This is a genomic window from Tabrizicola aquatica, assembly GCF_002900975.1.
In the GTDB taxonomy this organism is placed as follows: Bacteria; Pseudomonadota; Alphaproteobacteria; order Rhodobacterales; family Rhodobacteraceae; genus Tabrizicola; species Tabrizicola aquatica.
Genome location: NZ_PJON01000001.1, coordinates 274,616 through 293,499, shown reverse-complemented (window position 1 = coordinate 293,499; position 18,884 = coordinate 274,616). Strand labels below are relative to the sequence as shown.

Genomic DNA, 18,884 nt, shown 5'->3' with positions numbered 1-18,884 from the left:
AACGCATAGCTCTTGGATGGGCTTCGGCACATGCAGCCGGATCGCGCGGGCCGGGGGTGGGCCTGGGGAAATGACGCGCAGGTCAGGGACGGTTCAGGACAGCGGGGTGGGCCATGTGGGCTAGCCTGGTGCTTACGGCTGGCGCGGTCGTCCTGTGGGCGCGGGCCATCGGCTCTTGGTCCGGGGCGGTGCTGGCGGCAGTGGGGGTGGTGGCAAGCCTGCTTCTGCTGGTCGGTTATGTCGCGATTGACCGGCTGACCGGATCGGGCATCGACGCTTCGGTGCTGTATCACCTGCAGACGGGGCTGGACGGGGCCGGGGTGGCGGATTTCCGGGGTCTGGCCATCGGCAGCGGGGTGGCCGCGCTGGCGGCGCTGGCGGCCGGGGGGCTGGTCTACCGGATCAGCCGCGCGCGGGATTCAGTGCGCCTTGGTCCGGTGCGACAGGCGCTTGGGCTGGCCCTGCTGGCGGGTGCGCTGTGGCTGAACCCCGCCGTCAGCGACCTTGCCCGGCTGGCGCAGAGTGGCACCGTGCAGGCCGCCGCCCCGGCCGGCCCGCCGCCCGAAGGCTTTGTCCCGGTGGACCGGGTGACATTCACCGACACACCGCGCAACTTTGTCCTGCTGTATCTTGAATCGGTCGAGCGGACCTATCTGGACGAGACCCGCTTTCCCGGCCTGATGCCGAACCTTGCCGCGCTGGAGGCCGAGGCGGTCAGCTTCACCGACCTGACCGAGGTGGAAGAGGCCGGTTGGACCATCGCGGGCATGGTGGCCAGCCAGTGCGGGATGCCGCTGATCGGCTCGGGCGCGGGGATCGACCGCTTCCTGCCGGCCGCCACCTGTCTGGGCGATCTCTTGGCGGCGGCGGGCTATGATCTGGCCTATGTCGGGGGGGCGGATACCGGCTTTGCCGGCAAGGGCACCTTCTATGACAGCCACGGCTTTGACCAGATCGAGGGCCGAGCAGAGTTGGAGCCGCGCCTGTCCGACCCGGCCTATGTCAATGCCTGGGGGCTTTATGACGACAGCCTTTACCCCTTTGCCCTGGACCGGCTACGCAGTCTTGCCGCGGGCGAGGCCCCGTTCGGCCTGGTGGCCCTGACGCTGGACACGCACCATCCCTTCGGCTTTCCCTCGGGCAGTTGCGCGGACACGCCCTATGGCGACGGGTCGAACCAGTTCCTGAACGCGGTGCATTGCGCCGACCGGCTGGCGGGCGCGTTCATCCGGCAGGTCCGCGCGGACCCCGCACTGCGCGACACGGTGCTGGTCGTCGCGTCGGACCACATGGCGATGCCGAACCTTGCGCGTGAGCAGCTTGAGGCCGGGCCACGCCGCAACCTGATGCTGGTCTTTGACCCCAGGCTTCCGCCCGACAGCCGGGACACGCCCGGCACCACGCTGGACCTTGGCCCGACGCTGCTGACGCTGATCGGCGCGCCGACGCCGGCGCTTGGCTTCGGGCGCGACCTCTTGGCTGGGGCACCGACGCTGCGCGATGGCACGCCCGACCTGCCCGCCCTGATCGCGGCGGCGCGGCCCTATCTGGCGGCGATGTGGGCCTATCCGACGATCCGGGACGGGCTGGCGGTGGACGTGACGACCAGCGAGGTGATCCTGGGCGACCGGCGGCTGACCTATCCGGTCCTCTTGCGCCTGGACGAGGATCTGGCGGTGACCGGCGTGGATTTCGAGTTGCACAGCGACATGACCCTGCCCGAGGTGGTGGCGACCCTCGACCTGGACCAGCGCCTTGTCTGGGTCGATGCCTGCGCCCAGACCGCGATCTTCGCCCCCGCCCCCGCGCCCGAAGGGGCGACGCTTTGTGCGCTGGCCGGCAGTCTGGCCAGCCCCGACCTGCGCCAGTTCGCGCTGACGCCCGAGGCTGGGTTGACCGCCGACCAACTGACCCAGCCCTTTGCCCGGTCCAGCGCGGAGCTTGCCTTCCACGACAGCCTGATGGCCGACCTGACCCGCCGTCGTCAGTTCGCGGCCGAAACGGTGGTGACCTACACCCCGCCGAACGGGTTGACCGGGCAGGTCGCCATCCGTTCGGCCGGTTACCTGAACGGAGAATCCTGGGTGCGGAACCCGGCGGCGGGGGACCGTGTCGGCCTGATGCGCGGCCTGACGCTCTTGGGCCTGACCCCCGACGCGGCCCCGGTGAAGCTGGGCCATGTCGACACCTGCGGCTATGGCGGCCGCCAGCCGGACCGGGTCGGCCTGGACAGCGGCTTTCAGGCCGCGATCAAGGCCAATGCCGCGGCCTATGGCGGCTTTGTCATCGTCGCCCACAACAGCGTCGTGTGCTACGAGGTCGACCCCGGGCTGGAGCCGCTTTTCGCCGGCACCGGCCTGACGAAATGGCGCGAGCTTTGGTACGAACAGCCCTATGTCGCGCTGATCGCCGGCAACGGCGAGGTGGAAGAGTTCATCGGCACCCGTCAGACCGCCCTGGGGGTTGAACTGACCAACATCCTGCGCGCGCCCCGCGACGACAGCCAGCGCCAACTGGACTGGCTGCCGCGCATCGCCCATGCCGGGGGCGCGCTGGACGGGTTGACCTACACCAACTCGGTAGAGGCGCTGGGGGCAAATGCTGGGGCCTTCGAGCTGATCGAGATCGACCTCAGCTTTACCTCGGACGACCAGCTGGTCTGCCTGCACGACTGGGACGCGGCGTTCCTGACCCCTGACGGCCAGCCCATCGCCCCCCTGCCCCTGGCCGAGGTGCTGGCCCGGGCCAAGGCTGGGGCCGGCTATACCCCCTGCACGCTGGACACGCTGGCAGCCGTGCTGGACGACCACCCCGACCTGCGGATCGTGCTGGACCTGAAGGCCCGCGCGATGGAGGCCTATGGCCGGATCGCCCAGACCCGGCCCGCGTTGCTGCCCCGCCTGATCCCGCAATTCTACCAGCCGCAGGAGTATGCGCCACTGCGCGAGATGGGGTATCCCGATGTGATCTGGACCCTGTACCAGTACGACGGCGCGGCGTCGGAGGTGCTGGCGGCCTTGGCCCGGATGGACCTTTACGGCCTGGTCATGCCGCCCGAACGGCTGGAGGCGGGCCTTGCCCTTGCCGCCCGCGACGCGACCGGCGTGCTGTCCTGGGTGCATACCATCAACACCCGGGCCGAGTTGGACGCGGCCCTTGTCGCCGGCGCGGCCGAGGTCTTTACCGATACCCTGCGCCCCGGCGCGGCTGTGCGCTTCGTCGCCGTCTCGTCGGGCTATGAGGCGGGCGAGTCCTCGCTGGCCCCGGTGGGTGGCGCGCCTTTGGGGTTGGAGCGGGGGGTGAACCTGCTGTCCCTGGCGCCGGGGGGGCCGGTGCTTCTGGCGCGCTTCGACGGCTGCGCGGCACTGGACACGGGCACCGCGCCCGACCCCGCCCCGTTCCGCGCCGCGCTGGATGCAGGGCTGGCCCAGGGTCAGGCGCTGGCGCTGATGGTCCATGACAGCGCCCTGTGCGAGGGCACCGATCTTGGCCCCCTCTTCTCTGACACGCCGCTGGACGCGGCCCGGATCGCCTTTCGCGCGCCCTATGTCGCGCTGGTCCGGCCGGACGGCTCGGTCCTAGAGTTCACCGGTCCCGAAGCCACCGCCTTGCGCCGGACCCTTCCGGTGGAGCTTGCCCCATGATGCGCCTTCTGTTGATCGCCGCCCTGGCCTTTTGGGCCGCTGCCGCCCCGGCGCAGGAGGGCAAGGGCCTGTTGACGATCACTTTCGACGACGCCTCGCGCGCGCAGGTCGACCATGGGCTGCGGCTGGCGCAGGCGCATGGGTTGGTGGGCACGCTGTTCGTGCCGACCGGGCTGGTTACCGAGACGCCCGGGGACTGGACGATGACCTGGGACGAGGTCCGCGCCTTCCACGCCGCCGGGTGGGAGATCGGCGCGCATGGCCGCACCCATGTCCGCCTGCCCGACCTGGCCCCCGATCAGCTTCAGGCCGAGGTCGACGAACCGGCCGCGACGATCGCCGCAAAGGTCGGGGTGGCGCCGGTCTCCTTCTCTTCGCCCTTCGGGGCCTTCACCGACGCGACGCTGGACCGGATCATGGCCAGCTACCGCGCGCATCTCTCCTGGCAGGGCCATGGCGGGCGCAATCCGCAGTTGGCCATCGACCCGCGCTTCATCGGGCGGCTGGAGGTGGTGAACAGCATGACCGCGACCGAAGTCTGCGGCGAGATGGTGGCCAGCGCCCGCGACGGGACCTGGCTGGTACTCTTGTTCCACGGGATCACCGAGGGCGCGCCGGGCGAGTATGAGGTTTCGGCCGCGATGGTGGACGAGATCTTTGCCTGCGCGGCCCTGCTGCGCGACCGGAAGGTGATCGAGGTCGTGACCATCCGCGACGGGCTGGACCGCACGGGGGGGACGCCATGACCGGACGGCTGACCCGCCGGGCGTTGCTGGGGGCGGCGGCCGCGCTGCCGGGCGTGGCCCTGCCGCTGCGACTGGCAGCGCAGACCGGGGCGGCGCAACTGTCGCTTCTGCTGGACGGGATCGGCCCCGGCCTGCCGCCCGCGCTGCTGCAGGCGGTCGTCGCGCCCTTCCTTGCCGCTGGCCTGCCGGTCACCTGCATCGCCGACCTTGCCGCCCTGGCCCCGGCAGGAGGCCCGCGCGATCCCTTGTGCGACGTGCTTGCGGCGCTTGCCAGGGGCGATCCCGGCCTTTTTGACCTGGCCCTGCCGATCGGCAAACTGCCCCGGCCCGAGCGTTATTTCCAACTGCGTCGCGCCGGAGAGTTGCGCGCCGCCGTCCTGCGCGCCTTTGCCGAAGGTCCGGCGGCCGGGCAGTCCTTTCCGGTCGTTACTCTGGTGGACCGAGGCGAAGACCCGAACATCGACCACACCGCCTTTCGTGGCGCGGGGTTCCGGGTCCACCTGACCACAAGCGACGGGCCTTTCGCGCAACAGGTGGCCGGTCGGGGCGAGTTGGTCGCCTCGGGCGGGATCTGGAGCCGGCTGGATGCGCCGGATCTGATGGCGCGGCTGTCAGAGCCGGCACCCGGCCTGCTGGCGCTGACGCTGACGGCGGGCAGCCCTGGGCTTGCCGACCAGGCCCAGCGGCTGGCCCGAAGCCTGGCCGAAATGCAGGCCGCCGGCCGGTTGCGCCTGACCAGCCCGGCCCAGCGCCGGCTTTATGCCGATGCGGGCCTGGCGGTGGACATTGCCCTGCTGGTCGCCCCCGGCACCACGCTGGAAGAGGACGAAGCACTTCTGGCCTTCACCCGCGACCTGGCCGCCCAGGGGGTGCCCCTGACCCTGACCGGCCACGCCGAGAGGTATGGCGCACTTCCCGGCACCGTCGCCTTCTGCGCCTTGCAGCCCGCGGACCCGGCCGCCGCGCTGCCCCCGCCCGCTTGCCAGCGCGGCCCTGATGGCCCGCCCGACGCCCTGAGCCTGCCGGTCCCGGTGCAGATCGGGGCCGAGCCTGCCATCTGGACCGCCCAGGGCATCGACCCGGATGGCCGCCTGCGCCTGACCCTGCGCGACCTTGCCAGCCCCGAGGCGGCGCTGGACCTGTCGCCGCTGGAGGATCACCTGATCGCGGTCCGCGCCGCCGATGTGATGCTGCCGGCCAAGCGTGAGCAACTGGTGCGTCGGCTGGTCGATGCGGCCCTTGCCGGGCGGGCCTATTTCCACACGCTCCCCGGCCTTGCCGACCACCTGGTGGCGACCGAACCGGTGCTGGCGCGCCTCTGGTCGATCCGGCGGCGGGTGCTGACCGACCCGTTGCAGCGCCCGTCCCCAGACACGGCCGAGCGCGACCGGCTGATCCAGGACGCACGGCTGGCCTGGCGCTATATCGACCGCTTCACCGACACGGAAACCGGGCTTTGCGCGGGCACCGTCCAGCAGGGCGCGACCACGGTGATCAACCGAGAGGCGACGCTGTGGGACCTGGCCAGCCAGCTGCACGGCATCCGCGTCGCGCATCAGCTGGGCTTCCTGCCCCGGGACGAGGCCGCAGACCGGGTGGTCCGCCTGGTTCAGCACCTGCCCCTGGCCGAGGTCGAGGGCCACCCGCTGCCCCCCGCCATGTTCCGCACCGACGACCTTACCGTGGTCGCTCCCGGCTTTGACATCTGCGATGCGGGGCGCTTTCTGATCGCCCTGCGCGCGGTGGTGACGGCGGGGCTGCTGGACCCGGTCACGGCCGAGTTGGTGGTCGCGGACTGGGACCTTGCCGCCGCCCTGCCCGGGGGTCGGCCGCACAGCCATCTGAACGGGCAGTGGATCGACACCACGCTGTCGCACTGCACCCCCTATATCCGCCGGGGCATGGCGATGTGGGGCTTTGACCTGGTCTCGCCCTATCCCGGACTGGCGCGGGGCACGGCGGCCGACCGGCAGATCGCGCTTTTCTACGACGTGGCGCGGATCGGCCAGTTGGGGGTCGAGCCGGGCCTTCTGGACCGGATCGAGCTGGGACCGGACCCAGAGGTCGACCTGATCGCCGATGCCCTGTTCGACGCGCAGCTGTCCTGGTTCGAAGCGACGGGCCAGTTCAAATGCGCCTCGGAAGCGCCGCTGAACTTTGCGCCCTGGTTCTCATACCAGGGTCTGCGGTTGGGCTATCTGGGACCAGAGGCCTGGGTCGTGCGCGGCCTGGGGGGGGCTGCCGAATACGACACGCCGGACTTCCGCGCGAAGGCCGAGCTTCTTAGCACCAAGTCCGCCTATCTCTGGGCCGCGCTGCGCCGGCATGACTGGTGCGACCAGCTGCTGGCGCTGATCCGGGACAAGACACGGATCGAAGGGTTGGGTTTCTCGGTCGGCGTGTTCACCGGCAACTTGCGGGCGATGCGGAATTACACCGACCTGAACACCAACGGCGTCATCCTGACGGCAATCGGCCATGTCCTTGCCTGACCCCGTCCCGCCCCTGCCGCCAGAGCGCGAACCCGACCCCGAACCCAACCACGTCTTCGAGGATCGCAGCGGTTGGCGCGGACGGATCGTGATCTTCCTGATGATCACGCTGGCCATGGCAACTCTGGTCTGGCTGTGGGACCTGGGCCAGCGGCTTCTGGTCGACCTGCCGCTGGATGCCATCCCGGTCGAGCTTCAGGGCACCGCCCGCCCGCCCGATGCCTTTGTCACCCTGCAATCGAACGCGGCCCAGCCCTGCCGCCGCGACACCGATGCCGCGAACGTGCGGCCCGTCCTTGGGTATCTGCCCGCCGCAGACAGCACCGCCCTGACGGGCCTGCGTGCCCGCTGCGACCAGTTGGACCGCGTCTTGGCCGATGCCTTCCTGCTGGGCGCGCCGGATGGGACGGTCGTCCCACTGTGGGCGCGCGAGAACCGGGCGCTGCAGGAATTGGCGCAGGACATCGCCCTGCCCGGCGGCTCGGCCCTGACGGTGGCGCGGATCACCGCCAGCACCCGGACGGACGAGCTGGAGGCGATCCTAACGCCCGGCCCCGCGCTGGACCGGCTGGTCGCGCAGATGGCGGCGCTGCTGCTGGACCAGCCGCAACCGGGCCTGTGCCTGAACCTTGAGGCCCATCCTTCGCTTGACCCGGCCACCCTGCACGAGGCGCTGTCCCGCCTGTCTCGGGCCACGAGCCGACCGGGCCAACCCGCGCCGACGCTCTGCCTTATCGCGGGGCCCGAGGCTGCTTTCTGGCGGAGCCCGGACCTGGTCGCGATGCTGGACCTGGCCGTGGTCAAGGGGTTCCGGGACAGCGCCACCCCGATCGCCCCCCCCGCGCCGCCCGCCTGGTTCGACCCGGCGATGGCCGAGGTCCAGCGCCTGATCCCGGCCGGGAAGCTGGTGCTGGCCCTGGGGGGGTTCGGGCAGGTCTGGCAAAGCGGTCAGGGCCGGGGCTTGCGCCTCAGCTACGGCGAGACGCTGGCGCGCGCCCATGCTGCCGGGGCGGAGTTGCGCTTTGACCCGGCCTCTGGCGCGACGGCGCTGCGCTATCTGGACGCCGGACGGCAGGTCAGCGAGGTCTGGCTTCTGGATGCGGCATCAGCGCAGAACCAGCTGGCGGGGCTGCCGGTCGATCTGGCCGTAGCGGTCTGGCCCCTGGGGTATGAGGACCCCGGCCTCTGGACCCTGCTGCAGGGGCCGCCCAAAGGCGCGGCGCGGCGGCTGCATGGCCCGGTGGACCTGTCGCAGCAGGTGCTGACCCCGATCGCCGGCCCGGCGGTTGGAACGATCACCCCGGCCGTCCCCGGCCTGCGCCAGCTGCGCACCGATCCCAGCGGCACCCGGGTCACCGCGCAGGACTATGCCTCCTTGCCGCTGCCCAACCTGATCCAGCGCCGTGGAGTGGAGCTTTCCGGCGGGCTGGTCCTGGCCTTCGACGGCCTGCCCGAGGCGGACAGCGTCGATCCCCTGCTTGCGCTGTTGGAGCGCCGCAGCGCCAAGGCCGCCTTCTTCGCCGACCTTCCCCTGCTGCTGGAACGGCAGGCGGCAGCGAAACGGCTGGCAGCGGCCGGACATGTGATCGGATTGCGGCAGATGCCTGCCCTGCCCGACCGGCCCGAATCCCAGACGGCCGCGCAGCTGTCGCTGAACTTTGCCCAGCTTCACCTGCTGCGGGAATTCGGCGCCCCGGCGCGGTTGATCCTGTTGCGCCCCGGCGCCGGCCCGCCGCGCTTCAGCCGCGACGCCTTTCAGGCCGAGATCGCGCTTCTGGAGCGTGGGCTGATCCCGGTCCGCTCCAGCTTTGACGCGCCCTATGGGCCCATCGACCCGGCCGAATTCACCGAGCGCATCCGGCGCGAGGGCGGCTTTGACCAGACCCAGGTCATCACGCTGGACCTGCGCGAATCGGGGGCCGAGCAACTGGCCGCCCTGCCCGACCTGCTGGACCGGCTGGCCGCGGATGGCTATCAGCTTTTGCCGCCGAACCTGGCCACCGGGGCCGAGGCCGCGACCCTGCCGGCGCTGGATCTGCCGGCACTGGATTTTCCCAGCCGGTCGCTCACCGACGGGCTGGCCTTCGGCGTGGCGAATTTCCTGCTGAACGGGGTGACGGTCCTGTTCTTCGCGATGCTGGTGATCTCGGCTGCCTTCTCGCTGCTCTACATCGCGCTGTCGCTGATCCGCCGCCCGCACCCGCCGCTTGATCCGGCCTATACGCCGCCGGTGTCTGTCATCATCCCCGCCTTCAACGAGGAGAAGGTGATCGCGGCCTGCCTGACCTCGGTCCTGCGGTCGGACTACCCGGACTTTCAGGTCTTTATCGTGGATGACGGGTCCACCGATCACACCTCGGACGTGGTGCGCGGGATGATTGCGGACCACCCCCGCGTCCACCTGTTGCGCGAGGAGAATGCGGGCAAATGGCACGCGGCCAATCTGGCGCTGAACCACATCACGACTCCGATCTTCATCGCGGCGGATGCCGATTCCATCTTCCTGCCCGACACGATCCGCTGGCTGGTGCAGCCCTTCAAGGACCCCGGCGTCGGCGCGGTCGCGGGTCTGGTCGAGGTCGGCAACCGCGTCAACCTGCTGACCGATTTCCAGCACCAGGAATACATGGTCACCCAGAACGTGCTGCGCCGCGCGCATGAGTTCTTTGACGGCATCCTGGTCGTGCCCGGCGCGGTCGGGGCTTGGCGCACCCGCGCGGTGCAGGCCAGCGGCGGTTTTTCCGGCGAGACGATCACCGAGGACGCCGACCTGACCGTCGCCGTCCACCGCGCCGGCTATCGCGTGCGGTTCGAGGAACGCGCCCGCTCGATCACCGAGGCGCCGGTGACCGTCCGCACCTTCCTGCGCCAGCGGCTGCGCTGGCAGCTGGGGATGCTGCAGGTCAGCTGGAAACACCGGGGAGTCGTCCCGTCGGGGATGCCGGTGGGCTTTTCGGTGATCGATTCGGTCTGGTTCGGCCCGGTCTCGCTGCTGCTGGCGCTCTTGGACGACCTGGTGCTGGTCACCGTGCTGGGGACCGCCGTCTACTCCATCGTCCTGCGCGAGGCGCTGCCGGGCGGGGCGCTGCCGATCCTGCTGTTCGCCAGCTATTTCATCATGACCGGGATCGAGGTCCTGCGCACGCTGGCCGCCTTCTGGTTCGAACGCCGCTGGGAATGGAAAACGCTGCTGCTGATCCCGTTCCTGCGCTTTGGCTATCGGCAGCTTTTGTACATGACTGCGATCCGGGGCATGTTCCGCGCGCTGACCGGCCATCCGACCGGCTGGTACAAGATCGACCGGATCGGTGCCCGGCTTAAGGCCGCGCGCAAGGGCTGATCAGCCGGCCCCCGTCACTCGGCCCCCGTCACTCGGCCCCCGTCACTCGGCCCCCGTCACTCGGCCCCCGTCACTCGGACCCCCGTCACTCGGACGAGGCGAGGCGGCGCGGTTTGGGGGCGAAGGGCACTTCGACCTTGGCCATGCGGATCATGTAGCTGGTGATCGGCATCCCGTAGGGATCGCGCAGGTCGGCCTTGCCGCCGGACTGGATGTATTCCTCCAGCGCGTAGGTCCCCAGAAGATGCGTCGCCGCCAGCATGCCGCTGGGGGTCAGCTCGATCCCGCCCACTTCGGTCCAGGCATGGCGATGCAGGTTCTGCGATTCGATGTAATGCCACATCAGCTTGACCCAGGCCTCGGCAGCCTTGTCCTGCACCTTGCGGCTGGCCAGGAACTCCTGCTTCGAATCGATGCCAGACTTGCCGGTCCAGCCGCCGGAATAGTTGTTGTCGTAGGGATCGCCGTCGTGGCGGACATAGCCCAGGTCGATCAGCGCAGCCTCGCCGAACTGATAGGCACCCAGGAAATTCAACGTGTTGACCGCCTGATAGTCGCCACTGGACTCCATCATGCGCAAGGCAACGAGAAACGCGCTCAAAGATGCCACGGACCTGTCCCCCGGTAACGGGGCAAGGCCCCAGCACTGCACGATAATCAACCGCAATGATGGCAATTTGGTGCCCGCGCAATCTGGCGATCGCCTGCGGCCGATACAAGGGCCGGCGGAAAAAGAAACGGCCGACGCGCGAACGTCGGCCGATCCGGTCTTGTCCGAAGCCGGGGCTTAGCGTGCGGCCATCGTGGCCTTCGCCCACCACAGCACGTCGTCCAGCATCGCCTTGGCCGACGGCGCGATCGAGCCCTCGATGTCGCCCAGGTTGCCCGAGCCGCCAAAGCCCGGATGCACCTTGAAGAAATCGCCGCCACCGATGCGCACGTTGTTCCGGGTCGGGACCATCTGCAGTTCAACCGCGATGTTCTGCAGGTGACCCAGCGCATTGGCGCCGCCCATCGAGCCATAGGCGATGGCCCCAGCCGGTTTCTTCGCCCATTCGACATAGGCCTGGTCCAGCGCGTTCTTCAGCACGCCGGTCACCGAGCGGTTGTATTCCGCCACGACGAAGATGTAGCCGTCGAACTCGGCGATCTTCTTCTGCCACTTCACCGCGACGGGGTCCTGGCTTGGGGCCCAGGCGTTCGAGGCGACCTCGTTGAAGAAGGGCATCGGATAGTCGCGCAGGTCCACCACTTCGACATCCATGTCGCCGCGGGCCTCGGCCTGGGCCTTGATCCAGGCGGTCGGGATATCGGCAAAGCGGGTTTCGCGGGTCGAAGAGACGATGATCGCGATCTTGGGTTTGTTGGCCATTGGTCGGGTCCTTGCTGGATGACGTTCACTACCCGCCATATGTGGGGCGAACGACCGCCACGCCAACTCCGCACCCCCGCGCCGGGTCTGTGCGGCGGCGCACGGGGCTATTGGGCACGGGGCTATTGGCCTTCGTAAGGCCCGCCCTCGGCCGCCAGCGCCTGGAACCAGCACATCTTGCCGGTTCCGGTCAGGATTTCGTCGGCTTCCTCGGGCGTGGCGGGCACACCGTCGTCGATCATCGGGTTGCGCAGCATGGCCAGCTCCTGCGCGAACAGGGAATTGAATTCGGCCAGGTCGGCCTCGGTCGACTTTACCGCGATCAGGCGGGAAAAGAACACCATCCATTCCACGCGGTTGGCGGCATAGTCGGGGTTACGCTCGATCTCGTTCGCCGTATAGGCAAGGCAGGTGATCGAACTGTCCAGATCGAAGCCCGGCAGCGGGTCGACGGTCTGGGCCTGCAGCGGCAGGGCGGAAAGCAAAAGCAGGGCAGCGGCGCGCATCGGGGTCCCCTCAAGGTTGGCGGGCTTCGGCTTAGCCCGCCCCGCCGCGTGCGCACAGTGGGTTTTTCCTGCCCCCACCCCCGGCCCGGGCTTGCCGACACCCCGGCACGGTGCTTTATCTTCGGCATGAGCAAGCCCAGCGACAACCCCGCCGATCCGTTCAAGAAGGCCCTGGCCGAGGCCACCCGCACCATGGCGGATGACCCCGAGATGTCGGTGACCTATTCGGTCGACCCGGCCGGGATGAACAAGGAAGGCGTGCGCCTGCCCCAGGTCAGCCGCCGCATGACCCGGGACGAGGTGCTGCTGGCGCGCGGCACGGCCGACAGCTTTGCCCTGCGGCGCAAGTATCACGACGACGGCGTGGCCGCGCGCTATGCCCCGACCGGCCCCCTGGCCCGCGACATCTATGAGGCGATGGAGGCCGCCCGCTGCGAAGCGGTCGGTGCGCGTGCCATGCCCGGCACCCATGGCAACATCGACGCCAAGATCGCCCACGAGGCCGAGCGCAAGGGCTATGGCCAGGTCACCCAGGCGTCGGAAGTGCCGCTGCCGGTCGCGGCCGGCTATCTGGTGCGCCAGATGGCCACCGGGCTGCCCTTGCCCAAGGCTGCCGAACACGCCGCCGACCTTTGGCGCGGCTTTGTCGAGGAACAGGCCGGCGCGACCCTGTCAAGCCTGGATCACGTACTGGCCGACCAGGCCGCCTTCGCGCGCCTTGCCCGCAAGGTGATCGCCGACCTCGGCTATGGCGACCAGCTCGGCGACGACCCCGACGCGCCCGAGGATGTGGGCGACGATCAGGCGGAAGAGGATCAGGACAGCCCCGACACCGCGGGCGAAGAGCAGGACGAAGGCGAAGAGGCCGAAGCCTCGCCCGAGCAATCCCAGGAGGAGCAACAGGACCAGTCCCAGGCGCAGGTCACCATGGAGGACAGCGCCGACATGGAACAGGGCGACGAGGCCGAGCTGCCCGAGGGCGAGGCCCCCCTGGAGCCGCCCCCGCCCGCTCCCTATTCCGACGCCGACCCGAACTATGCGGTCTATACCACGGATTTCGATGAAGAAATCCGCGCCGAGGAACTGGCAGAACCGGCGGAGCTGGAGCGCCTGCGCGCCTATCTTGACCAGCAGTTGGAGCCCTTGAAGGGCGCGGTCAGCCGCCTGGCCAACAAGCTGCAGCGCCGCTTGCAGGCCCAGCAAAACCGCAGCTGGGAGTTCGACAAGGAGGAAGGCATCCTGGACGCCGGCCGCCTGGCCCGCGTGGTGGCGAACCCGACCATGCCGCTGTCGTTCAAATGGGAAAAGGACACCGAGTTTCGCGACACGGTGGTCACGCTGCTTCTGGACAACTCCGGCTCGATGCGGGGCCGGCCGATCAGCATCGCCGCGATCTGCGCCGATGTGCTGGCCCGCACCCTGGAACGCTGCAACGTCAAGGTCGAGATCCTGGGCTTCACCACCCGCGCCTGGAAGGGCGGCCAAAGCCGTGAACGCTGGCTGGCGCAGGGCCGCCCGCAGATGCCGGGGCGGCTGAACGACCTGCGCCACATCATCTACAAGTCCGCCGACGCGCCCTGGCGGCGGGTGCGGCCGAACCTTGGCCTGATGATGAAAGAGGGCCTGCTGAAGGAAAACATCGACGGCGAGGCGCTGGAATGGGCGCACCGCCGGATGCTGGCCCGGCCCGAGGCACGGCGGATCATGATGGTGATCTCGGACGGCGCGCCGGTCGACGACTCAACCTTGTCGGTCAACCCCGCGAATTATCTGGAGAAACACCTGCGCGACGTGATCGCGATGGTCGAGCGTCGGCGCGCGGTGGAACTGATCGCAATCGGTATCGGCCATGATGTGACCCGCTACTATCAGCGCGCAGTGACGATCACCGATGTCGAGCAATTGGCCGGCGCGATGACCGAACAACTCGCCGGGCTGTTCGAGGTCGACCCGAAGAAGCGCGCCCGGGCGCTGGGGATGCGGCGGGCGGGGTAAGGGGGGCCTTCTGCCCCCCTCTGGCCTGACGGCCATTCACCCCCCGCGGATATTCGGGCAAAGATGAAAGACGCTTATGTTCCAGACCTTTGACAGCCATTCCTCACCCACTCAGGGCCCACCCCGCCTGGCTGCTTTGCGCGCGCGTCTGGCAGACATGGGGCTGGCCGGGTTTCTGGTGCCACGGGCCGATGCCCATCAGGGCGAATACGTCGCCGCGCGGGATGAGCGGCTGCAATGGCTGACCGGGTTCACCGGCTCGGCCGGGTTCTGCATCGTGCTGCCTGACGTGGCGGGGGTGTTTATCGACGGCCGTTACCGGACACAAGTGAAGGCCCAGGTGGACCTTGCCGCCTATACGCCGGTGCCTTGGCCAGAGGTTAAGCCGGGCGAGTGGATCGCCGAGCATCTCTCGGCCGGGATGGTGGGATTCGATCCTTGGCTGCATACCGCGGACGAGATCGAGAAACTTGAGAAGGCACTTGAAGGTAGTCCGGTAACAATCTCACGCGTAACGAAAAACCCGCTGGATACAATCTGGCCCGACCACCCCCCCGCGCCGCTTGGCAAGGCGTTCATCCACCCCGATCACCTGGCTGGCGAAAGCCATGCTCAGAAGCGTACCCGTCTGGCCGAGGAGTTGCGCAAGGCCGGCCAGCGCGCGGCGGTGCTGACCCTGCCGGACTCGCTGTGCTGGCTATTGAACATCCGCGGCGCGGATGTGCCGAAGAACCCGGTCGTGCATGGCTTTGCCCTTTTGCACGACGACGGGCGGGTGGACCTGTTCTCGGACCCGGCGAAGTATGACGATGCGGTGCGGGCGCATCTTGGCCCCGAGGTCCGCCTGGCCCCGCCTGACGCTCTGGCCGATGCCTTGCGCGCGCTGGCCGGGCCGGTGCGGGTCGACAAGGGCTCCGCCCCCCTCGCCGTGGCGGATATCCTGCGCGCAGCGGGGGTAGAGGTCGCCTGGGGTGACGATCCCTGCAAACTGCCGAAGGCGCGCAAGAACCCCGCCGAAATCGCCGCCACCCGCGAGGCGCATCTGCGCGATGGCGCCGCGATGGTGGAGTTCCTGTGCTGGCTGGACCGTGAGGCCCCCGGGACCCTGACCGAGATCGCCGTGGTCCAGGCGCTGGAAGGCTTCCGCCGGGCGACAAACGCCTTGCACGACATCAGCTTTGACACGATCTGCGGCGCGGGGCCGAACGGAGCGATCATCCACTACCGGGTGACCGAGGAGACGAACCGTCCGATCCGCGCGGGCGAGTTGCTGCTGGTCGATTCGGGCGGGCAGTATGTCGACGGGACCACAGACATCACGCGGACCATTGCCATCGGCGATCCGGGGGAGGAGGCGCGGGCGGCCTATACCCGCGTCCTGCAAGGCATGATCGCGATCAGCCGGGCGCGGTTTCCCAAGGGCCTGTCGGGCCGCGACATCGACGCGCTGGCGCGCTTTCCCTTGTGGCTGGCGGGGCAGGATTATGACCACGGGACCGGGCACGGGGTCGGCGCGTTCCTCTCGGTGCATGAGGGGCCGCAGCGGATCTCGCGGCTGTCCGAGGTGTCGCTGGAGCCCGGCATGATCCTGTCGAACGAGCCGGGCTATTACCGCGAGGGGGCCTTCGGCATCCGGCTGGAGAACCTGATCGTCGTCGAACCCGCCCCGCCCCTGGGTGACAATCGCGCGCAGCTGGCCTTCGAGACGCTGACCTGGGTGCCCTTCGACCGCCGGCTGATCCGGGCCGCCGACCTTGCCCCCGGCGAGCGGGCCTGGCTGGACGCCTATCATGCGCAGGTGCTGGAAAAGCTTGGCAAGCGGGTCGCGGGCGCTACCCTTTCGTGGCTGCAGGACGCCTGCGCGCCGCTTTAGGGAGAAGCCGATGGCCAGCCACATCACCATCTCGCCGATTGCCGACAAGATCACGGTCACTGCCGGCAGCACGGTCCTGGGCACCAGCCACCGCGCGCTGGAACTGCGCGAGGGCAGCGCGCCGCCCGTGGTTTATGTCCCGCGCGAGGATCTGGACATGGACCTGCTGGAGCGCACCCCACGGGCGACGACCTGCCCGTGGAAGGGCCAAGCCAGCTATTACTCGGTCCGGGACGGAGAGCGGCTTCTGGAGAACGCAGTCTGGTCCTATGAGGCCCCGAAGGCCGATGTCGCGGCGATTGCCGGGCATCTGGCCTTCTATACCGACCGGGTCCGGGTCACGCGCGGCTAGCGGCGGTCTCGCGGATCCGCTCGACCATCGCGCGGACCCCGTTGGATCGCTGGCTGGAGAGGTGTTCATTCAGCCCCAGGCGGCCCAGTTCGGCCGGGGCGTCGACCTTGGTCACCTCGGCCAGCGGCAGGCCCGCGTACAGGGCGTGCAGGACCGCGATCAGGCCGCGGACGATCATCGCGTCGCTGTCGCCCTGAAAGTCGAAGCGTCCGTCCTCGATCACCGGGCGCAGCCAGACCTGACTTGCGCAGCCTTGCACTTTCAGCGCGGGGACCTTGAACGAGTCGTCGAGGGGCGGCATCGCCTTGCCCAACTCGATCACGTGACGATAGCGGTCTTCCCAGTCGTCCAGGAATTCGAAGGTTTCGGCGAGGTCTTCGAAGGCGGCGGTGGCCATGGCATGCTCCGGTCGTTGTGGTGGAGGTAAGGCCGCGCAGCCGAAAGGTCCAGCCTGAGAGAGATGCTTTTCAAACGCGGCCCCATCGGCTACCCAAGGATGACACTTCAGGAAGGCCGCCCATGTCCCTTGTTCGCCCCGTGCTGCTTCTGACGCTCTGCGCCACCCTTGCGGGCTGCGGCGGGTTCCGGGACAGCCGGTTGAACCCGTTCAACTGGTTCGGCCGGTCCGAGCCGCGCGAGACGATCGTGCTGCCGGAACAGGTGCGGGATCAGCGGCCGCTGGTCGAGACCGTGGTCAGCCTGGTGGTCGAGCCGATGCCGGGCGGGGCGATCGTGCGGGCGCGGGGGCTGGCACCGACGCAGGGCTTCTGGGCGGCCGAGCTGGTGGCGGCGGAGACGGACCAGCAGGGCGTCCTGGTCTATGAGTTCCGCATCCTGCCGCCGACGGGGCCGGCGGATGTGAACACCCCCCGCTCGCGTGAGATCGATGTGGCGGTCTTCGTGTCCGACTACAAGCTGGACCAGGTGGGCGAGATCGTGGTGCAGGGCGCGACCAACGCGCGGTCGGCGCGGCGGTAGGGCTGGCTGCCCACGGTGGACAAAACCGGATAGTTTCGGGATATCAGTGGCTTGAGCGCGGTCGTTCAGGGTTTGTTAAGACCTTGGATTGGCTGGTTTCGGGGCGATTTTCCCTGTGAGCGGTGCGCTGGAAGCACACCCTACGCGGCGGCAACCGGGGTTGGTTCTGTCTGTCGCCTGCGGTTCGGGTCGGGCAAGAGCAGTGCGCAGGAAGCACAGGCTGGCCTGTTGCGGCCGGACGATTCGGCGCGGCAGGAAGAGGTGCGCTGGAAGCACACCCTACGCTGTGGCAGGGGCGCGCGTCCGGCTTGGCCGCTTGCCGCGCCGTCAGAGGTGGACGACGCGGACCTCATGGCCCTTGGCGGACAGCGCGATCTCGCCCTTGCACAGGCGCATGGCGTCGTCGCCGAAGGCCTCGCGCCGCCAGCCGGAAAGGGCGGGCACGTCACGCTCGCCGGCGGCGATCAGGTCCAGGTCGGCGGACGATGCGATCAGGCGGGGGGCCACGCCCAGCGACTCGGATTTGGCTTTCAACAGCACCCGCAGAAGATCGGCCAGTGCCGGGTTCACCTGCATCTGTTCGCGCGCGGCGTCGATCCGGGGGATGTCCTCGGGCCGCATCTCCAGCCCTTCCTTGACGGCGGCCAGGATGCCCTCGGCGATCTCGGGCTTGCGGCCTTCGCGCAGGAGGAGGCGCGAGCGGCCCAACTCCTCGACCGTGGTCGGCCGGGTCGAGGCGAGTTCCAGAAGCGCGTCGTCCTTCATCACCCGGCTGCGCGGCACGTTCTGCGCCTGGGCATAGGTCTCGCGGAAGCGGGCGAGCGCCTTGACCACGGCCAGAAAGCGGCCCGAGGTGGTGCGCGTCTTGATCCGCTGCCACGCCTCATCCGGGTTGACGGTATAGGTCGCAGGATCGGTCAGCAGCGACAACTCCTCGGCCACCCAATCGGCGCGGCCGTTCTTGGCCAGTTGCGCGGCCAGGAATTCGTAGATCACCCGCAGATGCGTCACATCGGCCAGGGCATAGTCCTTTTGCGCGTCCGAAAGCGGGCGGCGCGACCAGTCGGTGAAACGGCTGGTCTTGTCGAGGTTCGCCTTGGCGATCTTCTTCACCAGCGTCTCGTATCCCACCTGTTCGCCAAAGCCGCAGACCATCGCGGCGACCTGGGTGTCAAAGAGCGGGGTCGGGAACACGCGGCCTTCGACGAAGAAGATCTCAAGATCCTGCCGGGCGGCGTGGAACACCTTGACCGTCGCCTCGTGCCGGAAGAGGTCGTAGAGCGGTTCCATCGACATGTCCTCGCCCTCGATCGGGTCGATGAGGACGGCCTCGCCCTGCCCCGGCAGCGCCATCTGGATCAGGCACAGCTTGGACCAGTAGGTGCGTTCCCGCAGGAATTCGGTGTCGATGGTGACGAAGGGCTGGGCCTTGGCGGCCGCACAGAAGGCGGCGAGGTCTTCGGTCGTCGTGATCGTGCGCATAAGGCCACCTTTCGCGGGGTCATCCCGCCCGGATTTTGGCCGCTATAGGCGGGGTGGGGCCAAAAGGAAAGAGGCGGGGTTGCGGTTCCGGGGCGAGCGTGCGC

The 18,884-nt window shown here is 69.0% G+C and carries 13 protein-coding genes; 8 read left to right on the top strand and 5 right to left on the bottom strand.

Annotation, left to right across the window (positions count from 1 at the left end; genetic code table 11):
• Window positions 1–113: 113 nt before the first annotated feature.
• The 4 genes from CXR42_RS01385 to CXR42_RS01370 are packed head-to-tail and all read left to right on the top strand — an operon-like array spanning window position 114 to window position 10,222.
• On the top strand, window positions 114–3,644 hold the full coding sequence (locus CXR42_RS01385; RefSeq protein ID WP_103255726.1) for a sulfatase-like hydrolase/transferase: 3,531 nt from the start codon (window positions 114–116) through the stop codon (window positions 3,642–3,644).
• Window positions 3,641–4,390: a polysaccharide deacetylase family protein gene (locus tag CXR42_RS01380; RefSeq protein ID WP_103255725.1), complete on the top strand. Its 750-nt coding sequence runs from the start codon at window positions 3,641–3,643 to the stop codon at window positions 4,388–4,390. The genes CXR42_RS01385 and CXR42_RS01380 overlap by 4 nt, the downstream gene beginning before the upstream one ends.
• A complete protein-coding gene (locus tag CXR42_RS01375; protein WP_103255724.1) occupies window positions 4,387–6,882 on the top strand; it encodes a DUF3131 domain-containing protein in 2,496 nt (831 codons plus the stop codon). Before CXR42_RS01380 ends, CXR42_RS01375 begins: the two co-directional genes overlap by 4 nt.
• A complete protein-coding gene (locus tag CXR42_RS01370; RefSeq protein ID WP_103255723.1) occupies window positions 6,869–10,222 on the top strand; it encodes a glycosyltransferase in 3,354 nt (1,117 codons plus the stop codon). Before CXR42_RS01375 ends, CXR42_RS01370 begins: the two co-directional genes overlap by 14 nt.
• Window positions 10,223–10,307: 85 nt before the next feature.
• Here the strand turns inward: CXR42_RS01370 and CXR42_RS01365 are convergent, their stop codons facing one another.
• The 3 genes from CXR42_RS01365 to CXR42_RS01355 form a co-directional block, all read right to left on the bottom strand.
• The gene (locus CXR42_RS01365; protein WP_146037975.1) at window positions 10,308–10,832 is read right to left on the bottom strand and encodes a hypothetical protein; all 525 of its coding nucleotides are present in this window, start codon (window positions 10,830–10,832) and stop codon (window positions 10,308–10,310) included.
• Window positions 10,833–11,009: 177 nt separating this feature from the next.
• Window positions 11,010–11,594 carry an NADPH-dependent FMN reductase gene (locus tag CXR42_RS01360; RefSeq protein ID WP_103255721.1) on the bottom strand — a complete coding sequence of 195 codons (585 nt, stop codon included), beginning with the start codon at window positions 11,592–11,594 and terminating at the stop codon, window positions 11,010–11,012.
• A gap of 122 nt (window positions 11,595–11,716) precedes the next feature.
• Window positions 11,717–12,100 (bottom strand): hypothetical protein, encoded by a 384-nt coding sequence (locus tag CXR42_RS01355; protein WP_103255720.1) that lies wholly within the window; start codon window positions 12,098–12,100, stop codon window positions 11,717–11,719.
• Between the two features lie 126 nt (window positions 12,101–12,226).
• On the opposite strand from CXR42_RS01355, the gene cobT reads away from it, so the two are divergent.
• The 3 genes from cobT to CXR42_RS01340 all read left to right on the top strand — a co-directional run bounded on the left by cobT (window position 12,227) and on the right by CXR42_RS01340 (window position 16,320).
• Window positions 12,227–14,095: a cobaltochelatase subunit CobT gene (gene cobT, locus CXR42_RS01350; protein ID WP_103255719.1), complete on the top strand. Its 1,869-nt coding sequence runs from the start codon at window positions 12,227–12,229 to the stop codon at window positions 14,093–14,095.
• 76 nt (window positions 14,096–14,171) lie between these two features.
• Window positions 14,172–15,968 carry an aminopeptidase P family protein gene (locus tag CXR42_RS01345; protein WP_103255718.1) on the top strand — a complete coding sequence of 599 codons (1,797 nt, stop codon included), beginning with the start codon at window positions 14,172–14,174 and terminating at the stop codon, window positions 15,966–15,968.
• 10 nt (window positions 15,969–15,978) lie between these two features.
• Window positions 15,979–16,320 carry a DUF427 domain-containing protein gene (locus tag CXR42_RS01340; RefSeq protein WP_103255717.1) on the top strand — a complete coding sequence of 114 codons (342 nt, stop codon included), beginning with the start codon at window positions 15,979–15,981 and terminating at the stop codon, window positions 16,318–16,320.
• Here the strand turns inward: CXR42_RS01340 and CXR42_RS01335 are convergent.
• Window positions 16,307–16,717 (bottom strand): SufE family protein, encoded by a 411-nt coding sequence (locus CXR42_RS01335; RefSeq protein WP_103255716.1) that lies wholly within the window; start codon window positions 16,715–16,717, stop codon window positions 16,307–16,309. The genes CXR42_RS01340 and CXR42_RS01335 overlap by 14 nt on opposite strands.
• A gap of 122 nt (window positions 16,718–16,839) precedes the next feature.
• Here CXR42_RS01335 and CXR42_RS01330 point away from each other — a divergent pair, with 122 nt between their 5' ends.
• Complete coding sequence (locus CXR42_RS01330) at window positions 16,840–17,298, top strand: hypothetical protein (RefSeq protein ID WP_245875317.1); 459 nt, start codon at window positions 16,840–16,842, stop codon at window positions 17,296–17,298.
• 327 nt (window positions 17,299–17,625) lie between these two features.
• On the opposite strand, the gene rnd is transcribed toward CXR42_RS01330, so the two are convergent.
• Window positions 17,626–18,780 carry a ribonuclease D gene (rnd, locus tag CXR42_RS01325; protein ID WP_103255715.1) on the bottom strand — a complete coding sequence of 385 codons (1,155 nt, stop codon included), beginning with the start codon at window positions 18,778–18,780 and terminating at the stop codon, window positions 17,626–17,628.
• Window positions 18,781–18,884 lie beyond the last annotated feature (104 nt).

Excerpts from the sequence above, each read along its gene's own strand:
- CXR42_RS01385 (WP_103255726.1), top strand. The coding sequence starts at position 114 with ATGTGGGCTAGCCTGGTGCTTACGGCTGGCGCGGTCGTCCTGTGGGCG.
- CXR42_RS01380 (WP_103255725.1), top strand. The coding sequence starts at position 3,641 with ATGATGCGCCTTCTGTTGATCGCCGCCCTGGCCTTTTGGGCCGCTGCC.
- CXR42_RS01375 (WP_103255724.1), top strand. The coding sequence starts at position 4,387 with ATGACCGGACGGCTGACCCGCCGGGCGTTGCTGGGGGCGGCGGCCGCG.
- CXR42_RS01370 (WP_103255723.1), top strand. The coding sequence starts at position 6,869 with ATGTCCTTGCCTGACCCCGTCCCGCCCCTGCCGCCAGAGCGCGAACCC.
- CXR42_RS01360 (WP_103255721.1), bottom strand. The coding sequence starts at position 11,594 with ATGGCCAACAAACCCAAGATCGCGATCATCGTCTCTTCGACCCGCGAA.
- CXR42_RS01355 (WP_103255720.1), bottom strand. The coding sequence starts at position 12,100 with ATGCGCGCCGCTGCCCTGCTTTTGCTTTCCGCCCTGCCGCTGCAGGCC.
- cobT (WP_103255719.1), top strand. The coding sequence starts at position 12,227 with ATGAGCAAGCCCAGCGACAACCCCGCCGATCCGTTCAAGAAGGCCCTG.
- CXR42_RS01345 (WP_103255718.1), top strand. The coding sequence starts at position 14,172 with ATGTTCCAGACCTTTGACAGCCATTCCTCACCCACTCAGGGCCCACCC.
- CXR42_RS01340 (WP_103255717.1), top strand. The coding sequence starts at position 15,979 with ATGGCCAGCCACATCACCATCTCGCCGATTGCCGACAAGATCACGGTC.
- CXR42_RS01335 (WP_103255716.1), bottom strand. The coding sequence starts at position 16,717 with ATGGCCACCGCCGCCTTCGAAGACCTCGCCGAAACCTTCGAATTCCTG.
- CXR42_RS01330 (WP_245875317.1), top strand. The coding sequence starts at position 16,840 with ATGTCCCTTGTTCGCCCCGTGCTGCTTCTGACGCTCTGCGCCACCCTT.
- rnd (WP_103255715.1), bottom strand. The coding sequence starts at position 18,780 with ATGCGCACGATCACGACGACCGAAGACCTCGCCGCCTTCTGTGCGGCC.